Here is a 17,604-nt window from a genome sequence, read left to right as displayed (position 1 = left end):
CATCATGACGGTGCGCACCCCGTTACGCGAGCGTCGCGGTGGCAACTTCCCACGAGCGGTTCACCGCTGCCTCCCGATCCTCGTCGATGCCGACAGCGGGCAGACGCTCCTGGAGCGCCGTTGCCAGCTGACCCGCGAGGACGGGTGCGGCGAAGGAACTGCCGCTCCAGATCGCGAAATGACCGTGGAAATCGTCCGGGTCGATCGACTCGCGGACCAGGCCGAAGGCGACCGTGCGAGCCACCGGCTGCAGGCCACCCTGGAAGGCCGGCATCGTGCTCAGCAACGCGGCGCCGGTCACATAGGTGCGCACCCAATCACCGGAGTTGGAGAAGAGCGCCACCGTCCCGTTCGGGTTGCGTGCCCCGACCGAGATGATCGGCGCGACATCGCGCGAGGCGCCCTCGGCGAACGACTCGGCGGAGAACGCCGCCGGGAACGACGGGCGCGCGGTGGAGTCGTTGCCCGCAGAACACACGATGGTCGTGCCCGAGGCGGCGATGCTGTTCAGCACCTCGAGGATGGTCGGGTCGAACAGCACGTCCGCGGGTGTCTCGTGGTAATAACCCATCGACAGGCTCAGCACGTCGATGACCTGGCCACCTGGTTCCCCAGCGCTGGCGCGCCGTGCCAGCTCGCCGATCTGGGTGAGCGCGTTGAGCCAGTCCGACTCGGCGATCGGACCCTCGGAGCCCACCACCCGCCAGGAGATGATGTCGGCGTCGGGGCAGTTCTGCAGGACCAGTCCGGCGATGAACGTGCCGTGCCCCGACAGCAGGTCGAGGGTGCCGTCGAGCGCGCCCACCTGATCCGGGTGCGTCTCGGGCAGCGTGGCCGGATCCGTGTAACCGATCGGGTGACCGTCGAGTTCGACATCCGTGCGCACAATGCCGTCCAGCCAGGGGTGCGCGCCGCACCCGGTGTCCAGCAACGCGACGACCGGGCGACGGGTGGTCAACTGCTCGTCAGGCCGCCGGTATGGCGCAGGCCCGGTGTAGGCGACCGGCTGACGTCCGCCGCTGCCGGGCACGGCATACGTGCCCGCCGGGTCGGACGCGGTGAACGGGTTTGATGCGGTGAACGGATTGGATGCCGTGAAGGGGTTTGATGCGGTGAAGGGGTTCGAAGCCGTGAACGGGTTGGACGCGGTGAACGGGTCCGAGGAGAGGGAAGGCTCCGACCCCTGCGGGTATGGCGCAGGCGTCATCAGGTGATCCAGCCCCACGCCGGCGAGCGCTTCGACGCCGTGTTCGGCGCGAGCCCGCTGCAGCAACTCCCACGCGTCGGGTGCTTCGGCCGCGGCGCCGTCCCGCACCGACACCACGAACCGGCTGACACCCAGTTCGCCGGTCGCCCACGGCAGTCGCGTGCACCGTGCCGCGCGAATGTCCTCGTCCTCGCACACTCGCGCCTGCGGGCCGCGCTCATCCGCCTGGACCTGCCAGCCCAGCTTCTTCGCGGACTTCTGCAGCAGCTTGAGGGTCTTCTCCTGGTCGAGCAACGACGACACGAGGAGCCGCGAGCCGACATACACCGTTGGCCGTGGCTGGATTCCGTTGACGGACAATGAGTTTCGCGGGTCGAGGGTGCGGCCCTCCACTGGCTCGAGTGCTTCCGCCGCCAGCGTCGGCGGGTCGTGGTCGACCTGGCCGGCGTCCAGGTGCACAGTGAACTGATCTCCTGCGTGGGTCATTGCCTTCGGTCTCCTCGTCAGAGTTCGAACATGGTCGTGGTGAAAGAGTCATCCGTGCCGTGGAGCCACAGGCGGACCGGGCCGACCGGCACGGACGGGAACTCGAAGCGCCCGGATGCGTCGCTCGCGACCTCCCACGACTGGGTCTCGCGACGCAGCGTCACGGTCCGGGCGAGTGGCGGGGCGATCCAGCCGTCGACGCGGCGGTGGGCCTCGTCGAGGACACTCACGCGCAGCAGCAGCTCGATCCGGTCGTGGGTGAACTGGATCGTCGACGTGCGCAGGCTCGTGCCGGTCGCATCGCCGACGGAGCGAGCGCCGGCCAGATCGGCGGTGCTGTCGAGCAGCCGCATCAGCTCGAACTCGGTGTCCAGGTCCTCGACCGCGATCGCCGCAAGCACGCGGTGTGACAAACCGGCCGGCACCGGGTCGGTCGCCTCCCAGAACTCCCGCAGCTGGGCCCAGAGCGGGTCGGTCTCCGGCGGGGGTGTGGGCGCGTCAGTCATCGGCTCTCTCCTTGTTCGCGCAGTGCGTCACGCAGCTTGTTCAAGCAGCGGCCGCGGGTCGGGCCGATGCTGCCGATCGGCATCGCGAGTTCCTCGGCGAGGCCGGCATAGTCGGGCCGGTCGTCGAAGGCGATCACCCGCAGCAGCCGTCGGCACCGGTCGCCGAGGCTGTCGACCGCGCGCCAGAGGCGCACATGCGCGTCGTTGGCGACGGCCCGCGACTCGGCGGACTCGACGTCGGGCACCCGAGTGGCGAGCACCTCGTCCTGCATCGGGGTGGCGGCCGTGGCATCGCGCGAAGCCCGCCAGGCCTCGCGCCGGGCGGTGATGATGATCCACGACGACACCGCCTGCGGCTGCCGGATGGATTCGTGCCGCCGCACGAGCGTCAGCCAGGTGGTCTGGATAACGTCCTCGGCGTGATGGCGATCCAGTCCGTAAGCGCGCACGACATGCCACAGCACCGGAGTGAGCAGGCGCACCAGGTCGTCAAGTCCGCGTGACTCACCCGCGCGGTAGCGGAGGAAGTGATCGGCTGCCTGCTGCCACAGCACGCCGTCGGACGCTCTGCCCGGCGTCGGGTCGTCGGTCGTCGGTTCGCCTGTGTAGTCGGTCATAACCTCGGGCGGTGGTCTGGTCACGCCGTCGAAGAGGCGCCGGCGGGCACCGGTGATACACCGCGTAGCGCAATTTTCCACCGGAATCCCGCCTGTGCGGAAGCTGATTGAAAGATTTCATCGGACCACCCGTGCCCGGGGCCCCCAATCGCCCCGGGGCACAGGCCCCCCGACCGGCTCTCGTTCGCAGGACGCGGGGCGCTCGCACGGTCTGTTGTCCGGAATCCCCCAAACCCGGACAACAGACCGCGAGTCCCCGGTCGAACGACAACCGGCGGTCCGTGCACCAAGCCTCGACACCGACGATTCGTCGGCGCTGACGGCGACCTCAAACCGTCGCGTCGAATGCCTTGGTGACGGTCAAGAGCGGCGTGACCCCGCGGTGATACACCCGGCGAAAGATTTTTCACGATCCGGTAGCGCACCCGGTGTCAGGCGAGGACCGGGCTGATCCCGGTGTCGTGCCCACCTCGGTCACGATGTCCCGGTTGGGTATGCCGGACACCCGGCCGTCATACCCAAAGTTGAGCGGAATAGACTCAACTTTGATGTTGTTGGAATCGATAGCCGCGTGTCGCGGACAGTCCTTGCCGCCCGGGCGCTTCTCGCGCGAGGGTGGTGGGGGGCAGTCGGGTCGGCACGCACCCTGAATGACCATCCGACGAAGGAGACCGACAGACGTGGATCTGCAGCTGACGACCAAGGCGCAAGAGGCCGTTTCGAACGCCGTACAACTGGCGACCCGCGCGGGCAACCCACAAGTGGAGCCCGCCCACCTACTGCTCGCATTGACCGAGCAGACCGACACCACGACCGGGCCGTTGCTGGAGGCGATCGGCACATCCGCCCAGGCCGTGCGAGCCACCGCCGAGCAGGCTGCCCGGACGCTCCCCGCTGCACAAGGCGCCTCGGTCGCCCAGCCGGCCATGTCGCGGACGTTCGCCAACGTGCTGGAGCAGGCCCGCCAGACGATGGAGTCGATGGGCGACAGCTACGTCTCGACCGACCACCTGCTGGTCGCGCTCGCGCAGACCGGTGCGTTCGGCCTGAACGCCGACGCGCTGGTCGCGGCGATCCCGCAGACCCGTGGCGGGCGCAAGGTGAGCAGCCCCGAGCCGGAAGGCAGCTTCGACGCCCTGGAGAAGTACGGCACCGACCTGACCGCAGTCGCCCGGGAAGGCAAGCTCGACCCGGTGATCGGCCGCGACTCCGAGATCCGCCGCGTCGTCCAGGTGCTGTCCCGGCGCACCAAGAACAACCCCGTGCTGATCGGTGAGCCTGGCGTCGGCAAGACCGCCGTCGTCGAGGGGTTGGCGCAGCGCATCGTCGCCGGCGACGTCCCGGAATCGTTGCGGGACAAGCGATTGATCTCCCTCGATCTCGGTGCGATGGTCGCCGGCGCGAAATATCGCGGCGAGTTCGAGGAGCGGCTGAAGGCCGTGCTGGAGGAGATCAAAGGCTCCGACGGCGAAGTCATCACCTTCATCGACGAACTGCACACCGTCGTCGGCGCGGGCGCCAGTGGCGACTCCTCGATGGACGCGGGCAACATGCTCAAGCCCATGCTGGCCCGTGGCGAGTTGCGGCTGGTCGGTGCGACGACGCTCGACGAATACCGTGAGAACATCGAGAAGGACCCGGCACTCGAACGCCGCTTCCAGCAGGTGTATGTCGGGGAGCCCTCTGTCGAGGACACCATCGCCATACTCCGCGGGCTGAAAGAGCGCTACGAAGCGCACCACAAGGTCGCCATCAGCGACGCCGCACTGGTCGCCGCTGCCACGCTGTCCGACCGCTACATCACCGCCCGGCAGCTGCCGGACAAGGCCATCGACCTCATCGACGAGGCCGCGTCCCGGCTGCGGATGGAGATCGACTCCTCGCCGGTCGAGATCGACGAGCTGCGTCGCGCCGTCGACCGGCTGAAGATGGAGGAGTTGCACCTGGAGAACGAGACCGACGATGCCTCCAAGGAGCGGCTGGCCAAATTGCGGGCCGACATGGCCGACAAGCAGGACGAGCTCAACGCACTCACCGCCCGGTGGGAGCAGGAGAAGGCCGGCCTCAACCAGGTCGGCGAACTCAAGCAGCAGATCGACGAACTGCGCACGCAGGCAGACAAATTGGAGCGAGAGGGCGACCTCGGTGGTGCCTCGAAGATCCGCTTCGGTGACCTGCCCGCCCTGGAAAAGCAACTCGACAGCGCCCAGGCGGCGGAGTCGACCACGTCGACGGCCGGCGGGGATGCCCCGATGGTCAAGGAAGACGTCGGGCCCGACGACATCGCCGACGTGATCTCGTCGTGGACCGGCATACCTGCCGGACGGCTGCTCGAAGGCGAGACCGAGAAGCTGCTGCGTATGGAGGACTGGATCGGCGAGCACGTCATCGGCCAGCGGGACGCGGTGCGTGCGGTGTCCGACGCCGTACGCCGCAGCCGGGCCGGAGTCTCCGACCCCGACCGCCCCTCGGGTTCATTCCTCTTCCTCGGGCCGACCGGGGTCGGCAAGACCGAGCTGGCCAAGGCCGTCGCGGACTTCCTCTTCGACGACCCGCGGGCCGTCATACGCATCGACATGTCCGAATATTCCGAGCGGCACGCGGTTGCGCGGCTGATCGGTTCGCCTCCCGGATACGTGGGCTACGAAGAGGGCGGTCAGCTGACCGAAGCGGTCCGGCGGCGCCCCTACTCGGTGGTGCTGCTCGACGAAGTCGAGAAGGCGCACCCGGAGACGTTCGACATCCTGCTGCAGGTGCTGGACGACGGTCGGCTGACCGACGGGCAGGGCCGCACCGTCGACTTCCGCAACGTCATTCTGATCATGACCTCCAACCTGGGCTCGCAGTTCCTCGTCGACCCGACGCTGGACCTGAAGCAGAAGCAGGACTCGGTCATGCAGACCGTGCGGCAGTCGTTCAAACCGGAGTTCATCAACCGGCTCGACGAGGTCATCATCTTCGAGGCGCTGACCAAGGAGGAGCTGACCCGGATCGTCGATCTGCAGGTGGACGCGATCGCGATGCGGCTCGCCGACCGGCGGATCACCCTCGACGTCACCTCCGCCGCGAAGCAGTGGCTGGCCGACGAGGGATACGACCCGGCGTATGGCGCCCGTCCGCTGCGGCGCCTGGTGCAGAAGCAGATCGGCGACCGGCTCGCCCGGGCTTTGCTCGGTGGGGAGATCCGTGACGGGCAGACCGTCACGATCGACACCGCCCCCGACGGCGACGGCCTGACCGTCCGGCCGGCTGCCGGTCCGGCCGACGGCGCCTCCGGTCCGGCCGACGGCTCCCCGGACGCCGCCTGACAGACCCCACCCCTCTCGCCGACCGGGGTACTTCCGCACCGAGCGGGGTAGAACGATGGCCCAATCACGGCCGCCGTTCTACCCCGCTCGGCGGATATGTACCCCGCTCGGCGAAGGCGGTGCGTGGCAGCGGACCGTCGGGTAACGACCAACCCCCGTCGAGCACTGGTCGCACTCCGCCCGCAGCCAGCACCTCGAAGAGCAGCCCAGGCCGGAGCGCGTCATTCCATCCCCACCGCAGCACGTCACGCACCCCGTTGCTGCGCCGCAACCGGAGCTCACGCTCCTTCTCACGCAACACCACGTCGACGGCTTCGCGCGCGGAAACGCCCTCAGCGGCAACATATTTCGACATTCCGTCGGATTCCCCCACGATCTCGAGCTGAGGCCAGTAGAAATCGACCCGACCGACCAGCCCCCGCCTGTCGGTGAATTCGACCTGCAATTGTGGCCGCGGCAGTCCGAGCTGGAACATCCGTGCGCGGCTGAGTGACTCCAGCACGGACTCGGCCTTCGGGTCCGCCAGGTAGACCGCGAGAGTGGCCATTCGACAGCCGCGGGTGCCCTTCGGCAGCGATTCCAGTTCGGCGAGCAGTGCGCGCCTCGCGGTCACGCCGCAACGAATTGCGCTGTCAATCATGGCAATTGCCGATTCGAGAGGAGCGTAGCGTGCATGGTCGATCACGGTCCGCTCACACGTTGTGACACGCAATCCACCGATGATCACGTAGTCGGCGTCGATTGAGGTGCGGCGCCGTCGTGCCTGTGGAGCCCGGCCGTGACTGTCTGGTGGGACCACATCTTCGACGCGATGCGGAATCCTGCCGACTACCGGAAATCCCCAGATCGCGGCCGCGGTGCCCTGCGCGAACACCGGCGGCGTTTGGGCCTTCGCCTCGACCGCGCAGGCGAGCAGGATCAGTGCGTCCGCCTCTTCAAGTTGCTGTCCGTCATACGCGTAGGCGCCTCGGCGCAACTTGGTGAATGGTCGGACCTCGTTGCGCGGCAGCCGGTCCTTCGTGACGAGATGAAGTCCGGCGCGCAGACTTTCGACGTGCGCGTCGCGCTGCTTCGCGTACGGGCGAACGGCATCCTCAGGCAGGACGGTGGGTTGGCCAGGTGAGCGCTGCATGGGCCACGAGGCTGGCACGCTACGGCGGCTCACCGCAGAAGTTATCCACAGTGATCGGCACCCTTCTCGCCGAGCGGGGTACTTCCGCATCGAGCGGGGTACAACGGGCCTGGTCGACGGGCCGGTGATGTACCCCGCTCGGTGGCGATCTACCCCGGTCGGCGAGAGAGGGCGGTCGCGAAGGAGGGGGCAAGGGGGAGTCCGTCACCGACCAGCAGGCACATCTGCAGAGCGTGGTAGACGTCCGGTTTGCCGACCCAGGTCTCGTGCGCGGGGCGGTTCGCGTCATCGAGCTCGTGCCGCCAGGATCCGTGCTCGGCGTCGATCAGATAGCGCCGCGCATAGCGCCACCAGTCGACGGCCAAGTCGTCCCAACGGTTTTCGCGGGTCACCAGCCCCACGGCGTATGCCGCGGCGATCGCTTCGCACAGCACCCAGTGCATTCGGGCGCGCACGACGGGCCGGCCGTCCCAGTCGGTGGTGTAGACGAATCCGTCCGCGCCGTCGGTCGCCCACCCGTCGGACACGGCCCGATCAGCGAGCGATACCGCAGCCTGCACCAGCCCCGTGTCGTATGCCGCCCCCGCCGCCGCACGTGTGGCGCCTACCGACAGCAGCAGCCGCGACCACTCCAGTGCGTGACCCACGGTCGCGCCATACGGCCGGAACGGATCGGCAGGCCGCTCCCTGTTGTAGTCCGGCAGCGGCGCTCCGTCGAGGTCGAAGTGCTCGGGGATGCGCCACTCCCTCTCGCCGGCCCACCGAGCCACCTGGCGGCTCATCTCCTCCGCCCGTTCCAGGTAGACCTGCTCGCCGGTCACATCGTGCACGGCGAGAAAAGCCTCAACCGTGTGCATCACCGGGTTGATCCCCAGATAGGGCTCCGTCGTGCTCCAGTCAGCCGAGAAGGATTCCCACACACGGGTTTTCGACTCATTCCAGAAATGCTCCTCGTGCACGGCGCGCGCCTCGTCGAGCAGCTCCCGCGCGCCCGGCCGGCCGGCGACGACGGTGCTGCTCGCGGCGAGCAGCACGAACGCATGCGCATAGGCCTGCTTGCTCGCGTCCACGGGCGCCGCTGTGGCGCCGTCGACGGTGGCGAACCAGCCGCCGTGCCGCTCGTCGCGGAACACGGTGCGCAAGGCGGTGACACCGTGATCCACCAGCGCGGCGAATTCGCTTCTCCCCGTAAGCAATCCGAGGACGGCGGAGTGTGTCATCCGGCAGGTGATCCACAACTCCAATGGTCGGTCGAGCAACTCGCCACGGTCACCGAGCCAGCCGAAGCCCCGCGCCGTGCGGGACAGTCGCGCGAAGTCGAGCAGCCGGTCGGCCTCCGCGCGCATCGAGCGCTGCACGTCGGCCGGCACGCCGCCCGCGTCGGCCTCACCGGCCGCGCCGCCACCGATCTCCATCACAGCACCGCCTCGGCTGCAGCGGCGACCTCACCGGGTGCCTCCCAAATGAGCATGTGCCCGGGGCCATCGAGCGTGCGCAGCTCCGCCGTCGGCACCGCGCGGGCGATCCGCTGCGCGAGCCGCGGCGGGGTCAGCCGGTCCCCACTGCCGACGAGGATCCGGCACGGCAGGTTCTGCAGCGCAGCCAGGGAGGTGACTTCGTCATGTCGCATGAGCGCATCGTAGAAACCCGACATCACGCTGATGCGCGTGCCGCGCACAATCACCGTCGCGTCATGCACGTCGGCCGGGTCGGCATCGCGGCCGAAGGCTGCCTCATGCAGCCTCGCTTCCGTCATACATCGGCCGACCGGCGTACCGATCCGGCGGAGCACGGTGAGAACGGCACGCTCGCCGGGACGTCCGCTACCCCGCAACCCGCCTGCCGCGGTCGATACGAGCGCGACGCCGTGCACCCTCCGGGCGAAATGGTCCGGGTCGAGACCGGCATACGCCATGATCGTCATCCCGCCCATCGAATGCCCGGCGAGTCCGACCCGTTCGCCCGGGGCGAGCTCGTCCAGCACCGTGCGCAAGTCGGCGCCCAGCCGGCAGATCGACTGCCGGCCGACCCGCCGCGACCCGCTCGCAAGGGTCGACCGGCCGTGCCCGCGCTGATCCCACAGCACGACCCGCAGCGACGGGTCGAGATGCGCGAGCACCGGCAGAAAACAGCGGTGGTCGAGGACCCACCCGTGCGCCAGCACCAGCGTCGAGCCGGTCCCGCCGGACGGCTCGCGAACGTATGCCGTCAGCGCTGCTCCGTCGTCGGCGGTCACGTGGTGCACGTGCAAACCAGTCATGACGGCATTGTCGCGAAGTCGGCCGCCGGATGGTGTGGAACCGGATGCCGCTCCCGTGCGTCAACCTGATGCCACCGCCCCATCGAAATCCGGTAAAGATAGGTTGCACTGCATGCGACGCACCCTGACCGTCACGAGCTCCCTCGCGCTCGCGGCGACCATCGCCCTCACCGGCTGCAGCAGCGGAAGCAAGAAGTCCGCATCGACCGCCAGCGGCAGCACGGTGACTCCCGCGGCGACGCTCGCCAAGGCGAAGCAGACCCTGGACGACACCTCCGGGGTTCACCTGAAGCTGAGTTCGGCCAACCTCCCGTCCGACCAGAACGGCCTGATCAACGGTGAGGGTGACGGCTCGCACGCTCCGGCCTTCAAAGGCACCATCGGGGTGCGCATCCCGGCAGCCGGCACCGTCTCGGTGCCGATCATCGCCGTCAACGGATCGGTCTGGGCGAAAACCCCGCTCAGCCCGACGATGTCCAAGATCGACCCCAAGCAGTTCGGCGCGCCGGACCCTGCACAGATCTTCGCGACCGACGGCGGTTTCTCCAGCCTGCTCGTCGCGACGCAGTCCCCGAAGTTCGGCGCGAAGAAGCGCGACGGCAAGGACATCGTGCAGACCGTCACCGGCACGCTGCCGGGTGCCGCGATCAAGAAGACGCTCAGCTTCGGCGACTCGAGTCAGACCTACCGGGCCGTCTACCTGATCACCTCCACCGGTGAATTGCGGTCGGCCGAGATCACCGGCCAGTTCTACCCGGGCGCCACGAACACCTCCTACACCGTCGATTTCAGCGAGTATGGCGAGAAGGTTGCCATCTCCGCGCCGTAGCGCAGTGACCAGCACCGACGCCGCGGCATCCACTCGCGACAAGGCGCTGCTCGGCACCGCGTCGATCGCCGTCGCGCTGGCCGCTGCCGACACCTATGTGGTGGTGCTGGCGCTGCAGGACATGATGAACGGCGTCGGTCTCGGTGTCGACGCGTTGCAGAAGGCGACGCCGATCATCTCCGGATTCCTGCTGGGTTATGTCGCGGTGCTCCCGCTGATCGGCCGGCTGACCGATCTGGTCGACCGCCGGCGCATTCTCGGTGTCTGCCTCGCGCTCTTCGTGGTCGGCTCGGCGGTCACCGCGATTTCGGCGGAGCTCCCCGTCATGGTCACCGGCCGGTTCCTCCAGGGAGTCGGCGGTGGTGGGCTTGTCCCGGCAACCCTGGCCCTCGTCACCGAGATCTGGGCACCCGGCCGGCGCGGCGCGGCTTTTGGCGTCGTCGGGGCGGTGCAGGAGATCGGCAGCGTCGTGGGGCCATTGCTCGGTGCGCTCGTCCTCGCGGTCTCCGACTGGCGAATGATCTTCTGGCTCAACGGTTTGCTCGGCATACTGCTCGCGATTGGCATCGTGGTCACCGGCCGTGGTCGCACGCGGCAGCGTCTCGGCCCCGCCATACCCCGATGGTGGCACCTGCTCACCGCGCTCGCCGGGGCCGCGACGGTCGTGGTCCTCGGCCTCGCGCTATGGGCCCCGGACTCGCTGACGACCTCCATCCGGTGGGGCGGGCCGTTCGTGCCGTATGGCGACCACACCTCCCGGCTGCTCACGCCGATCGGCGTGGGGGGTCTGATCGCGCTCGCGGTGCTGTGCGTGCTGTCGGTCCGTTACTGGTGGCCGGTCGCCCGCCGGGTGGACGTGATCGGCGCGTTGCTGATCGCGGTCGCGCTGGGCGCATTGGTGCTGACCTTCGCCGCCTCCAACCCCGAGAAACAGGTCGTCGGCCCGCTCGGCTGGTGGTTGCTTCCGCTCGCCGTGATCGCCGCCGCGCTGTGTGTATGGCGCCAGCGGCGCATCCGGAACCCGTTGATTCCCAGCGGAGTTGTGACCGGTCGCGTGCGTCCGGCTCTCGTGGTCTCGGTGTGTGTCGGCACGGCGATCGTGGCGATCGTCGTCGACATACCCGTCCTCGCACGACTCACCATGACCGACTCGCAGACCACGGCGGCGCTCGTGCTGCTGCGCTTCCTGGTGGCGGTGCCGGTCGGCGCGCTCCTGGGCGGCTGGCTGCTGCGACGCCATGGGCCGGCGTTCATCGCGGCGCCCGGGCTGCTCATCACCGGCCTCGCCTTGCTGCAGATGTCGACCTGGGGCGCGCACACGCTGGACTCGTGGCTGCTGCCCACCGCGATGCTCGTGCTTGCCGGGTTCGGCGTCGGGCTCGCGATCGCACCGGTCAACGACGCCGCACTGCACGACGCACCGCAGACCGCGCACGGCGTGGCGTCGTCCCTGCTGGTCGTCGCGCGGATGATCGGGATGGTCGTCGGTCTCGCGCTGCTCACCGCGATCGGGCTGCACCGGTTCTACGGCCGGGTGCAGTCACTGCACAACCCGACGAAGGCCCAGGTGACCGACGCCGGCGTGCTGCAGGTCCAGACGGTGTTCCTCGGTGCGGCCGTCGTCGCCCTCGTCGCGGCCGCGCTCGCGATGCTCCTGGGCCGGCACGTGCACCGGGCACGCGACACCAGTCAGCCGGTCGCCGAGCCGGTGAACTCGTAGTCGACCAGCTCGGGCCGGGCCAGTTTGCGTTCGTAGTCGCCGACGCTGCCCGGCCACAGCAACCGGTTGCGGCCGCGCGCGTCGAGATACCAGCTGGTGCAACCGCCCTCCTCCCAGACCGACCGGGCACTGCGCTCATCGAGTTGTCGCATGTGGGCCGGGACGATCTCCGGACGCACCTGCACCGCGGTCGCCCCGCGCCGGTCGCGTTCGTCCAGCAGCCGGCTGATCAGGCCGATCTGCGCCTCGATCATCAGCACTACGGACGTGTGCCCGAGTCCCGTGTTGGGCCCGAGCAGGAAGAAGAGGTTCGGGTAGCCCGGCGCGGTGACGCCGAAGTAGGTGTCGATGTCGGTCGACCAGTCCGACTCCAGGGTGTGTCCGCCGAGGCCGGTGATGTGCAGGTGCCGGTAGGACCCGGTGACGTCGAACCCGGTCGCGAAGACCAGCACGTCGAGGTCGTATGTCGTGCCGTCGGCGGTGGTCACGCCGCCGGCGCTCGCGCACTCGATCGGCGACGTCTCGACCGTCACGTTGTCGCGGGCGAGCGCGGGGTAGTAGGTGTTGGACATGGTCGCGCGCTTGCAGCCCATCGTGTAGCGGGGCGTCAGCTTGGCGCGCAGCTGCGGATCCTTCACGGCCGAATGCATATTCGCCAGAGCGGCTTTCGAGGCCGCCTTGAGCGCGGACGGGGCCCGGGTGAAGCCGCCGACGCGCACGTCGCCCGCTGCGCGCAGCTTGGCGCGGTGCGCCTTCATCAGCCAGGGATGCTTCTCGTATCGGTCGATCAGCCAATCGGGGTATGCCGGGTCGATCTTCGGCAGCACCCATGCCGGTGTCCGCTGGAACACGGTCAGCCGGCCGGCGTCCTGCGCCAGGTGCGGGATCGCCTGCACGGCGCTGCAGCCGGTGCCGACGATGCCGACGCGTTTGCCGACCATGGTGGCGCCCTCGTCCCAGCGTGCGGTGTGCATCAACTCGCCGCGGAACTGCTCGATCCCGCCGATCTCGGGCAGCCTCGGTTCGTGCAGCGCCCCGACGCCCAGTGCGACGGCTCCGGCGACGAGCCGGTGTGCGACACCGTCCCGGTCGGTCACGGTCAGGTGCCAGGCGGCGAGGCCCTCGTCATACGTCATCCGGGCGACGGTGCTGCCGAAGCGCAGGTGCGGGCGCAGGTCGTACTTCTCGACGCAGTAGAGCAGGTAGTCCTGGATCTCGTCCGCGGTCGCGTAGGCCTTGGACCAATAGGGGTTCAGTTCGAACGAGAACGAGTAGAGGTGACTCGGCACGTCGCACTCGCACCCCGGGTAACGGTTGTCGCGCCACGTGCCGCCGATCTCGTCGCCCTTCTCCAGCACCACGAAGTCGCGCCCGCGATTCTTCGCCGCGATGGCCATGCCGATGCCGGAGAACCCCGACCCGACGATGACCAATTCGTGATCGACGCGCGCACTCATGGTCCGAGGCTACTTCGGGCGCCTGCACCGACTGACGCACGAAACGCCGAGTGGTGCAGGTGCACCTGCGTCAGTCGGCACGGAGTGCGTCACTCAGCGTCAGCGGTAGTAGGGCTGCGGCGGCGGGACGTGGTTGATGACCACGACGGGAGTCTGTGGTTCGGGACAACACGCCATGATCAGCGCAACGAACCACCCGATGACTGTCCAGCCGAGGAAGAAATTGATCAGGAAGATCGCGATCTCGCCCGACTTGTTGCGGGTCGCGGCGACCGCCCAGGGCAGCAGGTAGAGCATCGAGCACAGTGCGAGGATCCAGGCGATCACGATGACCGTGCCCGAGGCGGCCGGACGGCTTACGGCCACGAACGAGCTGTACGCCGGAGCGGGCGGCGCCATCGGGACGGGAGGCTGCACGGGGTGTGCGGGCAGGGCCGGGCCGTACTGCCCGGGCGGTGTCCGGTAGACGCCTGCTCCGGCAGGCTCCTGCCCGTGCTGCTCGAACTGCCGCGTGTGTGCTGACACCCTGAGATGACGCGTGGTGGCGGCGACGGGTTCCCGTCGCCAGCGGGGCAGTCCCTGTGTGACGTCGTCGGACGAGTCGCCGTGGTTGGTCATGTGCGCCCCCTCGATCGAGCCCCTGCAGTCCTCGAAGTCTAGGCCAGCCCAGCGGACGAACGTGCTCAGGCGTCCAGGGTCACGATCACCGGAGCATGGTCGGAAGCGCCCTTGCCCTTGCGTTCCTCGCGGTCGATCGACGCATCGGTGACGCGTGCGGCCACGGTCGGTGAGCCGAGCGCGAAGTCGATGCGCATGCCCTGCCGCTTGGGGAAGCGCAGTTGCGTGTAGTCCCAGTAGGTGTAAGTGCCCGGGCCGGGGGTGAAGGGACGCACCAGATCGGCATACCCCGCGTCGACGACGGCGCGGAACGCCGCCCGCTCGGGGTCGGTGACGTGGGTCTTGCCCTCGAAGAAGCCCACGTCCCAGACGTCCTCGTCCAGCGGCGCGATGTTCCAGTCGCCCGCGAGCAGCACCTGCGCCTCCGGGTCCTCCGCCAGCCATCCGGTGGCGGCGTCGCGCAGCCGGCTCAGCCAGTCGAGTTTGTAGGCGTAGTGCTCGTGCCCGACCTCGCGGCCGTTGGGCACGTAGAGCGACCAGACCCGGACCCCTCCGCAGGTTGCGCCGAGTGCTCGCGCTTCCGCCACCGGCGGGTCGCCGTATGGCGGCATGGCCGGGAAGCCGACCGACACGTCCTCGATGCCGACACGGGAGACCACCGCGACGCCGTTCCACTGATTCAGGCCGTGCATTGCGACCTCGTAACCCGCTGCAGTCAGTGGCATTTCGGGGAACTGGTCGTCGCGGCACTTGGTCTCCTGCAGCAACAGCACGTCCAGGTCGTGGCGTTCGAGGACGGCCACGACCCGGTCGATGCGGGAGCGGATGGAGTTCACGTTCCAGGTGGCGATGCGCACCCGGCCAACCTACGACAGTGCACCGACCTCGCGGTCGCCCCGTCCCACATGGCGCGGGCGGGTCGCTGGTCAGTTGGCGACGGTGAACCGGGCGCGACGGTGCTTCGGCTGCTCGATCTCGTCGGAGACGGCGACGGCGAAGTCCTCGGCCGAGATGTGCTCGCCGGCCGGGGTGTCGTCGGACACCTTGTACGCACCGGTCCGTTCGCCGGGAGCGATCTCGGGTGCGGGAGAGAGGTAGGCCCAGTCGAGCGACTCGGGTGCCGCGCGCAGCGAGTCCAGCACCTTGGCGGCGGTGGTCGCCTCGGCGCGGTAGGCCTGCGGGAAGTCGGGCAGATCGACCAGTCGCGTTCCGTCGACGAGCAACGAGCCGGCGCCACCGACGACGAAGAAGCGTGTGCTGCCGAGGTTCTGCTCGGCGGTCGACATCGCGTCCAGCCAGATCTGGTGGTCCGCGCCGGTGCGGCTCGGGCCGGTCGCCGACACCACGACGTCGTGGCCGGTCGCGAGGGAACGCACGAACTCGGCGTCGGCCAGGTCGCCCGCGATGCTGGTCGATGCGTCGGCCACCTCGCTGCCGCTGCGCGTCACGGCGGTGACCTCGTGTCCGCGGCCTGCCAGCTCGTGGGTGATGCGCGATCCGATCATCCCGCTGGCCCCGACCACTGCGATCTTCATGTCTGCTCCTCGTAGTTCGATGTGCTGATGACTCAGACAGTATCCATCGGTATCCTGGTACCTCAAGGTAACCAATGGACGATGTGAGGGACATGACGACGGAGGCGGCCGGCTGGGTCGGCAACGGCTACGACCCGCAGTGCCCGACCCGGGTGCTGCTCGACCGGGTCGGCGACAAATGGACGGTGCTGGTCATCGGGCTGTTGTCGGACGGCCCGATGCGTTTCACCACGCTGCGGGACAGCGTCGGAGGGGTCTCCGGCAAGGTCCTCACGGCAACCCTGCGCGCCCTGGAACGCGATGGGCTGGTGAACCGGACCGCATACCCGCAGATCCCGCCGCGGGTCGAATACGCGCTGACCGACCTCGGCCGGTCGCTGCAGGAGCCGCTGGCCGTGCTGCGCGGCTGGTCGGAGCAGCACATTGCGCAGGTCGTCGCGCATCGTGCGGAGTTCGACCGTGCCGCAGGCATCCGGCTGCAGTTCTGACGCAGGCTCTAGACTCGGCGCCCATGGCCACCGCACTCGTCACCGGCGCGAGTGCCGGCATCGGCAAGACTTTCGCGACGCAGCTCGCCCAGCGCGGCCAGGACCTGGTCCTCGTCGCGCGCACGCAGAGCAGGCTGGAGGAGCTGAAAGCCGAGCTCGAGAAACGTTATTCGGTGTCGGTCGAAGTGCTGCCCGCTGACCTGTCGGAGCGACTCGACATCGGAGCTGTCGCCGACCGGCTGGCTGACGCGTCGCGGCCGGTGGACCTACTGGTCAACAATGCCGGGTTCGGCCTGAAGCTTCCCTTCCTGCGCAATGACATTCGTGACGAGGAGGAGATGCTGACCGTGCTGGTCCGGGCGGTGATGGTGCTCTCGCACGCCGCGGCGCTGTCGATGCGCGACCGCGGGCACGGCGCGATCGTCAACGTGTCGTCGGTCGCCGGTTACCTCGCGTCGGGCACCTACTCGGCGGCGAAATCGTGGGTCACCGTCTTCTCCGAGAGCCTGTCGAGCGAGTTGCGCGGCAGCGGCGTGACCGTCACCGCGTTGTGCCCCGGCTTCACGCGCACGGAGTTTCACAGCAGGTCCGGCATCAGGCACAACGGATTCCCGGATTTCATGTGGTTGCAGGCAGATTCGCTGGTCGAGCAGTGCCTGGCCGACGTCGACCGGGGCAAGGTGATCTCGATCCCGAGCCCGCAGTACAAGGTGGTGTCGGCCGCGTTGCGGCTGCTGCCGCGCCCGATCGTGCGGGCTGGCAAGCTGTCTCGCAGCCACCGTCCGCAGTGAAGTCCCGAAATAGCCACGAGTGAGGAGCCGGCATTGGCCGCGCAGGAACTGCTGGAACACATTTTGGCCGAGGCGATCGTGCACGGCAAGGTCACCCTGTCGTCCGGCAAGGAGGCCGACTATTACGTCGACCTGCGCCGGATCACCCTGAGCGGAGTCGCGGGGCCACTCGTCGGTCGCGTGATGCTCGACCTCACGGCCGAGCTGTCGTATGACGCAGTCGGTGGTCTCACCATGGGCGCGGACCCCGTGGCCACGGCGATGCTGCACGCGGCCGCCGCATCCGGCCAGTCGCTCGATGCCTTCGTCGTGCGCAAGGCGGGCAAGGCACACGGCCTGCAGCAGCGCATCGAGGGGCCGTCGATCGCCGGGCGCCGGGTCGTCGTGGTGGAGGACACCTCGACGACGGGGGCGTCGGCTCTCGAAGCAGTGGAGGCGGTGCGCGAAGCAGGAGCCGAGGTCGTCGCCGTCGCGGTCATCGCCGACCGGTCCACGGGAGCCCGGGAGCGCATCGAAGCTGCGGGCATCCCCTACCTCACGGCATACGGCCTCAGCGACCTGGGACTCGCCTGATCTCATTACTTGATCTTATTTAAAGCGACACATTTGGTTATGCGAGACTGATTCGCCGTGCGCGAACTCGCGCACGG

At 68.7% G+C, this 17,604-nt stretch carries 16 protein-coding genes; 6 read left to right on the top strand and 10 right to left on the bottom strand.

Features of this window, described 5'->3' with window-relative positions:
* Positions 1-22: 22 nt before the first annotated feature.
* Genes EFY87_RS01370 through EFY87_RS01360 form a run of 3 tightly spaced genes read right to left on the bottom strand, consistent with a single transcriptional unit; the run spans position 23 to position 2,816 of the window.
* Positions 23-1,693: a S8 family peptidase gene (locus EFY87_RS01370; protein ID WP_123269502.1), complete on the bottom strand. Its 1,671-nt coding sequence runs from the start codon at positions 1,691-1,693 to the stop codon at positions 23-25.
* 17 nt (positions 1,694-1,710) lie between these two features.
* Positions 1,711-2,199 (bottom strand): hypothetical protein, encoded by a 489-nt coding sequence (locus EFY87_RS01365; protein WP_123269501.1) that lies wholly within the window; start codon positions 2,197-2,199, stop codon positions 1,711-1,713.
* A complete protein-coding gene (locus tag EFY87_RS01360; RefSeq protein WP_123269500.1) occupies positions 2,196-2,816 on the bottom strand; it encodes an RNA polymerase sigma factor in 621 nt (206 codons plus the stop codon). Before EFY87_RS01360 ends, EFY87_RS01365 begins: the two co-directional genes overlap by 4 nt.
* A 680-nt stretch (positions 2,817-3,496) precedes the next feature.
* Between EFY87_RS01360 and clpB the strand changes: the two genes are divergently transcribed.
* Positions 3,497-6,124, top strand: coding sequence for an ATP-dependent chaperone ClpB (clpB, locus tag EFY87_RS01355; RefSeq protein ID WP_123269499.1), 2,628 nt, complete (start codon positions 3,497-3,499; stop codon positions 6,122-6,124).
* Positions 6,125-6,188: 64 nt separating this feature from the next.
* Here clpB and EFY87_RS01350 read toward each other — a convergent pair whose 3' ends face one another.
* The 3 genes from EFY87_RS01350 to EFY87_RS01340 all read right to left on the bottom strand — a co-directional run bounded on the left by EFY87_RS01350 (position 6,189) and on the right by EFY87_RS01340 (position 9,516).
* Positions 6,189-7,256 carry a hypothetical protein gene (locus EFY87_RS01350; protein ID WP_123269498.1) on the bottom strand — a complete coding sequence of 356 codons (1,068 nt, stop codon included), beginning with the start codon at positions 7,254-7,256 and terminating at the stop codon, positions 6,189-6,191.
* A 149-nt stretch (positions 7,257-7,405) separates the two neighbouring features.
* Entirely contained in the window at positions 7,406-8,671 is a 1,266-nt protein-coding gene (locus tag EFY87_RS01345) for an AGE family epimerase/isomerase (protein ID WP_123269497.1), read from the bottom strand.
* Complete coding sequence (locus tag EFY87_RS01340) at positions 8,671-9,516, bottom strand: alpha/beta fold hydrolase (RefSeq protein WP_123269496.1); 846 nt, start codon at positions 9,514-9,516, stop codon at positions 8,671-8,673. Before EFY87_RS01340 ends, EFY87_RS01345 begins: the two co-directional genes overlap by 1 nt.
* Positions 9,517-9,628: 112 nt before the next feature.
* On the opposite strand from EFY87_RS01340, the gene EFY87_RS01335 reads away from it, so the two are divergent.
* Together EFY87_RS01335 and EFY87_RS01330 are read left to right on the top strand one after the other, a co-directional pair.
* Positions 9,629-10,345, top strand: a complete 717-nt coding sequence (locus EFY87_RS01335) for an LppX_LprAFG lipoprotein (protein WP_158607459.1) — start codon at positions 9,629-9,631, stop codon at positions 10,343-10,345.
* A 4-nt stretch (positions 10,346-10,349) separates the two neighbouring features.
* Positions 10,350-12,065, top strand: a complete 1,716-nt coding sequence (locus EFY87_RS01330) for an MFS transporter (protein ID WP_342769089.1) — start codon at positions 10,350-10,352, stop codon at positions 12,063-12,065.
* Here the strand turns inward: EFY87_RS01330 and EFY87_RS01325 are convergent.
* The 4 genes from EFY87_RS01325 to EFY87_RS01310 form a co-directional block, all read right to left on the bottom strand.
* Positions 12,035-13,522 carry a flavin-containing monooxygenase gene (locus EFY87_RS01325; RefSeq protein ID WP_123269493.1) on the bottom strand — a complete coding sequence of 496 codons (1,488 nt, stop codon included), beginning with the start codon at positions 13,520-13,522 and terminating at the stop codon, positions 12,035-12,037. The genes EFY87_RS01330 and EFY87_RS01325 overlap by 31 nt on opposite strands.
* 99 nt (positions 13,523-13,621) lie before the next feature.
* A complete protein-coding gene (locus tag EFY87_RS01320; protein ID WP_245988293.1) occupies positions 13,622-14,047 on the bottom strand; it encodes a superinfection immunity protein in 426 nt (141 codons plus the stop codon).
* 158 nt (positions 14,048-14,205) lie between these two features.
* Positions 14,206-14,997 carry an exodeoxyribonuclease III gene (locus EFY87_RS01315; RefSeq protein ID WP_123269492.1) on the bottom strand — a complete coding sequence of 264 codons (792 nt, stop codon included), beginning with the start codon at positions 14,995-14,997 and terminating at the stop codon, positions 14,206-14,208.
* Between the two features lie 69 nt (positions 14,998-15,066).
* Positions 15,067-15,675, bottom strand: a complete 609-nt coding sequence (locus EFY87_RS01310; protein ID WP_123269491.1) for an NAD(P)-dependent oxidoreductase — start codon at positions 15,673-15,675, stop codon at positions 15,067-15,069.
* A 92-nt stretch (positions 15,676-15,767) separates the two neighbouring features.
* On the opposite strand from EFY87_RS01310, the gene EFY87_RS01305 reads away from it, so the two are divergent.
* From EFY87_RS01305 to pyrE, 3 genes are read left to right on the top strand one after another with little or no spacing between them, the layout of a single operon-like run.
* Positions 15,768-16,163, top strand: coding sequence for a winged helix-turn-helix transcriptional regulator (locus EFY87_RS01305; RefSeq protein WP_123269490.1), 396 nt, complete (start codon positions 15,768-15,770; stop codon positions 16,161-16,163).
* A 23-nt stretch (positions 16,164-16,186) separates the two neighbouring features.
* Positions 16,187-16,954 carry an SDR family NAD(P)-dependent oxidoreductase gene (locus EFY87_RS01300; RefSeq protein ID WP_123269489.1) on the top strand — a complete coding sequence of 256 codons (768 nt, stop codon included), beginning with the start codon at positions 16,187-16,189 and terminating at the stop codon, positions 16,952-16,954.
* A gap of 33 nt (positions 16,955-16,987) precedes the next feature.
* Positions 16,988-17,527: an orotate phosphoribosyltransferase gene (gene pyrE, locus EFY87_RS01295; RefSeq protein WP_123269488.1), complete on the top strand. Its 540-nt coding sequence runs from the start codon at positions 16,988-16,990 to the stop codon at positions 17,525-17,527.
* The last annotated feature ends 77 nt before the right edge of the window (positions 17,528-17,604 follow it).

It is taken from the genome of Flexivirga caeni (assembly GCF_003724155.1).
GTDB lineage: Bacteria > Actinomycetota > Actinomycetes > Actinomycetales > Dermatophilaceae > Flexivirga > Flexivirga caeni.
Note: the sequence above shows the minus strand (reverse complement) of the source record. Positions and strands in the feature narration are given on the sequence as shown.

Bases quoted from the DNA above. Each gene is read 5' to 3' on its own strand.
- EFY87_RS01365 (WP_123269501.1), bottom strand. From the start codon at position 2,199: ATGACTGACGCGCCCACACCCCCGCCGGAGACCGACCCGCTCTGGGCC.
- EFY87_RS01300 (WP_123269489.1), top strand. From the start codon at position 16,187: ATGGCCACCGCACTCGTCACCGGCGCGAGTGCCGGCATCGGCAAGACT.
- EFY87_RS01310 (WP_123269491.1), bottom strand. From the start codon at position 15,675: ATGAAGATCGCAGTGGTCGGGGCCAGCGGGATGATCGGATCGCGCATC.
- EFY87_RS01305 (WP_123269490.1), top strand. From the start codon at position 15,768: ATGACGACGGAGGCGGCCGGCTGGGTCGGCAACGGCTACGACCCGCAG.
- EFY87_RS01325 (WP_123269493.1), bottom strand. From the start codon at position 13,522: ATGAGTGCGCGCGTCGATCACGAATTGGTCATCGTCGGGTCGGGGTTC.
- EFY87_RS01370 (WP_123269502.1), bottom strand. From the start codon at position 1,693: ATGACCCACGCAGGAGATCAGTTCACTGTGCACCTGGACGCCGGCCAG.
- EFY87_RS01350 (WP_123269498.1), bottom strand. From the start codon at position 7,256: ATGCAGCGCTCACCTGGCCAACCCACCGTCCTGCCTGAGGATGCCGTT.
- EFY87_RS01335 (WP_158607459.1), top strand. From the start codon at position 9,629: ATGCGACGCACCCTGACCGTCACGAGCTCCCTCGCGCTCGCGGCGACC.
- EFY87_RS01340 (WP_123269496.1), bottom strand. From the start codon at position 9,516: ATGACTGGTTTGCACGTGCACCACGTGACCGCCGACGACGGAGCAGCG.
- EFY87_RS01360 (WP_123269500.1), bottom strand. From the start codon at position 2,816: ATGACCGACTACACAGGCGAACCGACGACCGACGACCCGACGCCGGGC.
- EFY87_RS01345 (WP_123269497.1), bottom strand. From the start codon at position 8,671: ATGGAGATCGGTGGCGGCGCGGCCGGTGAGGCCGACGCGGGCGGCGTG.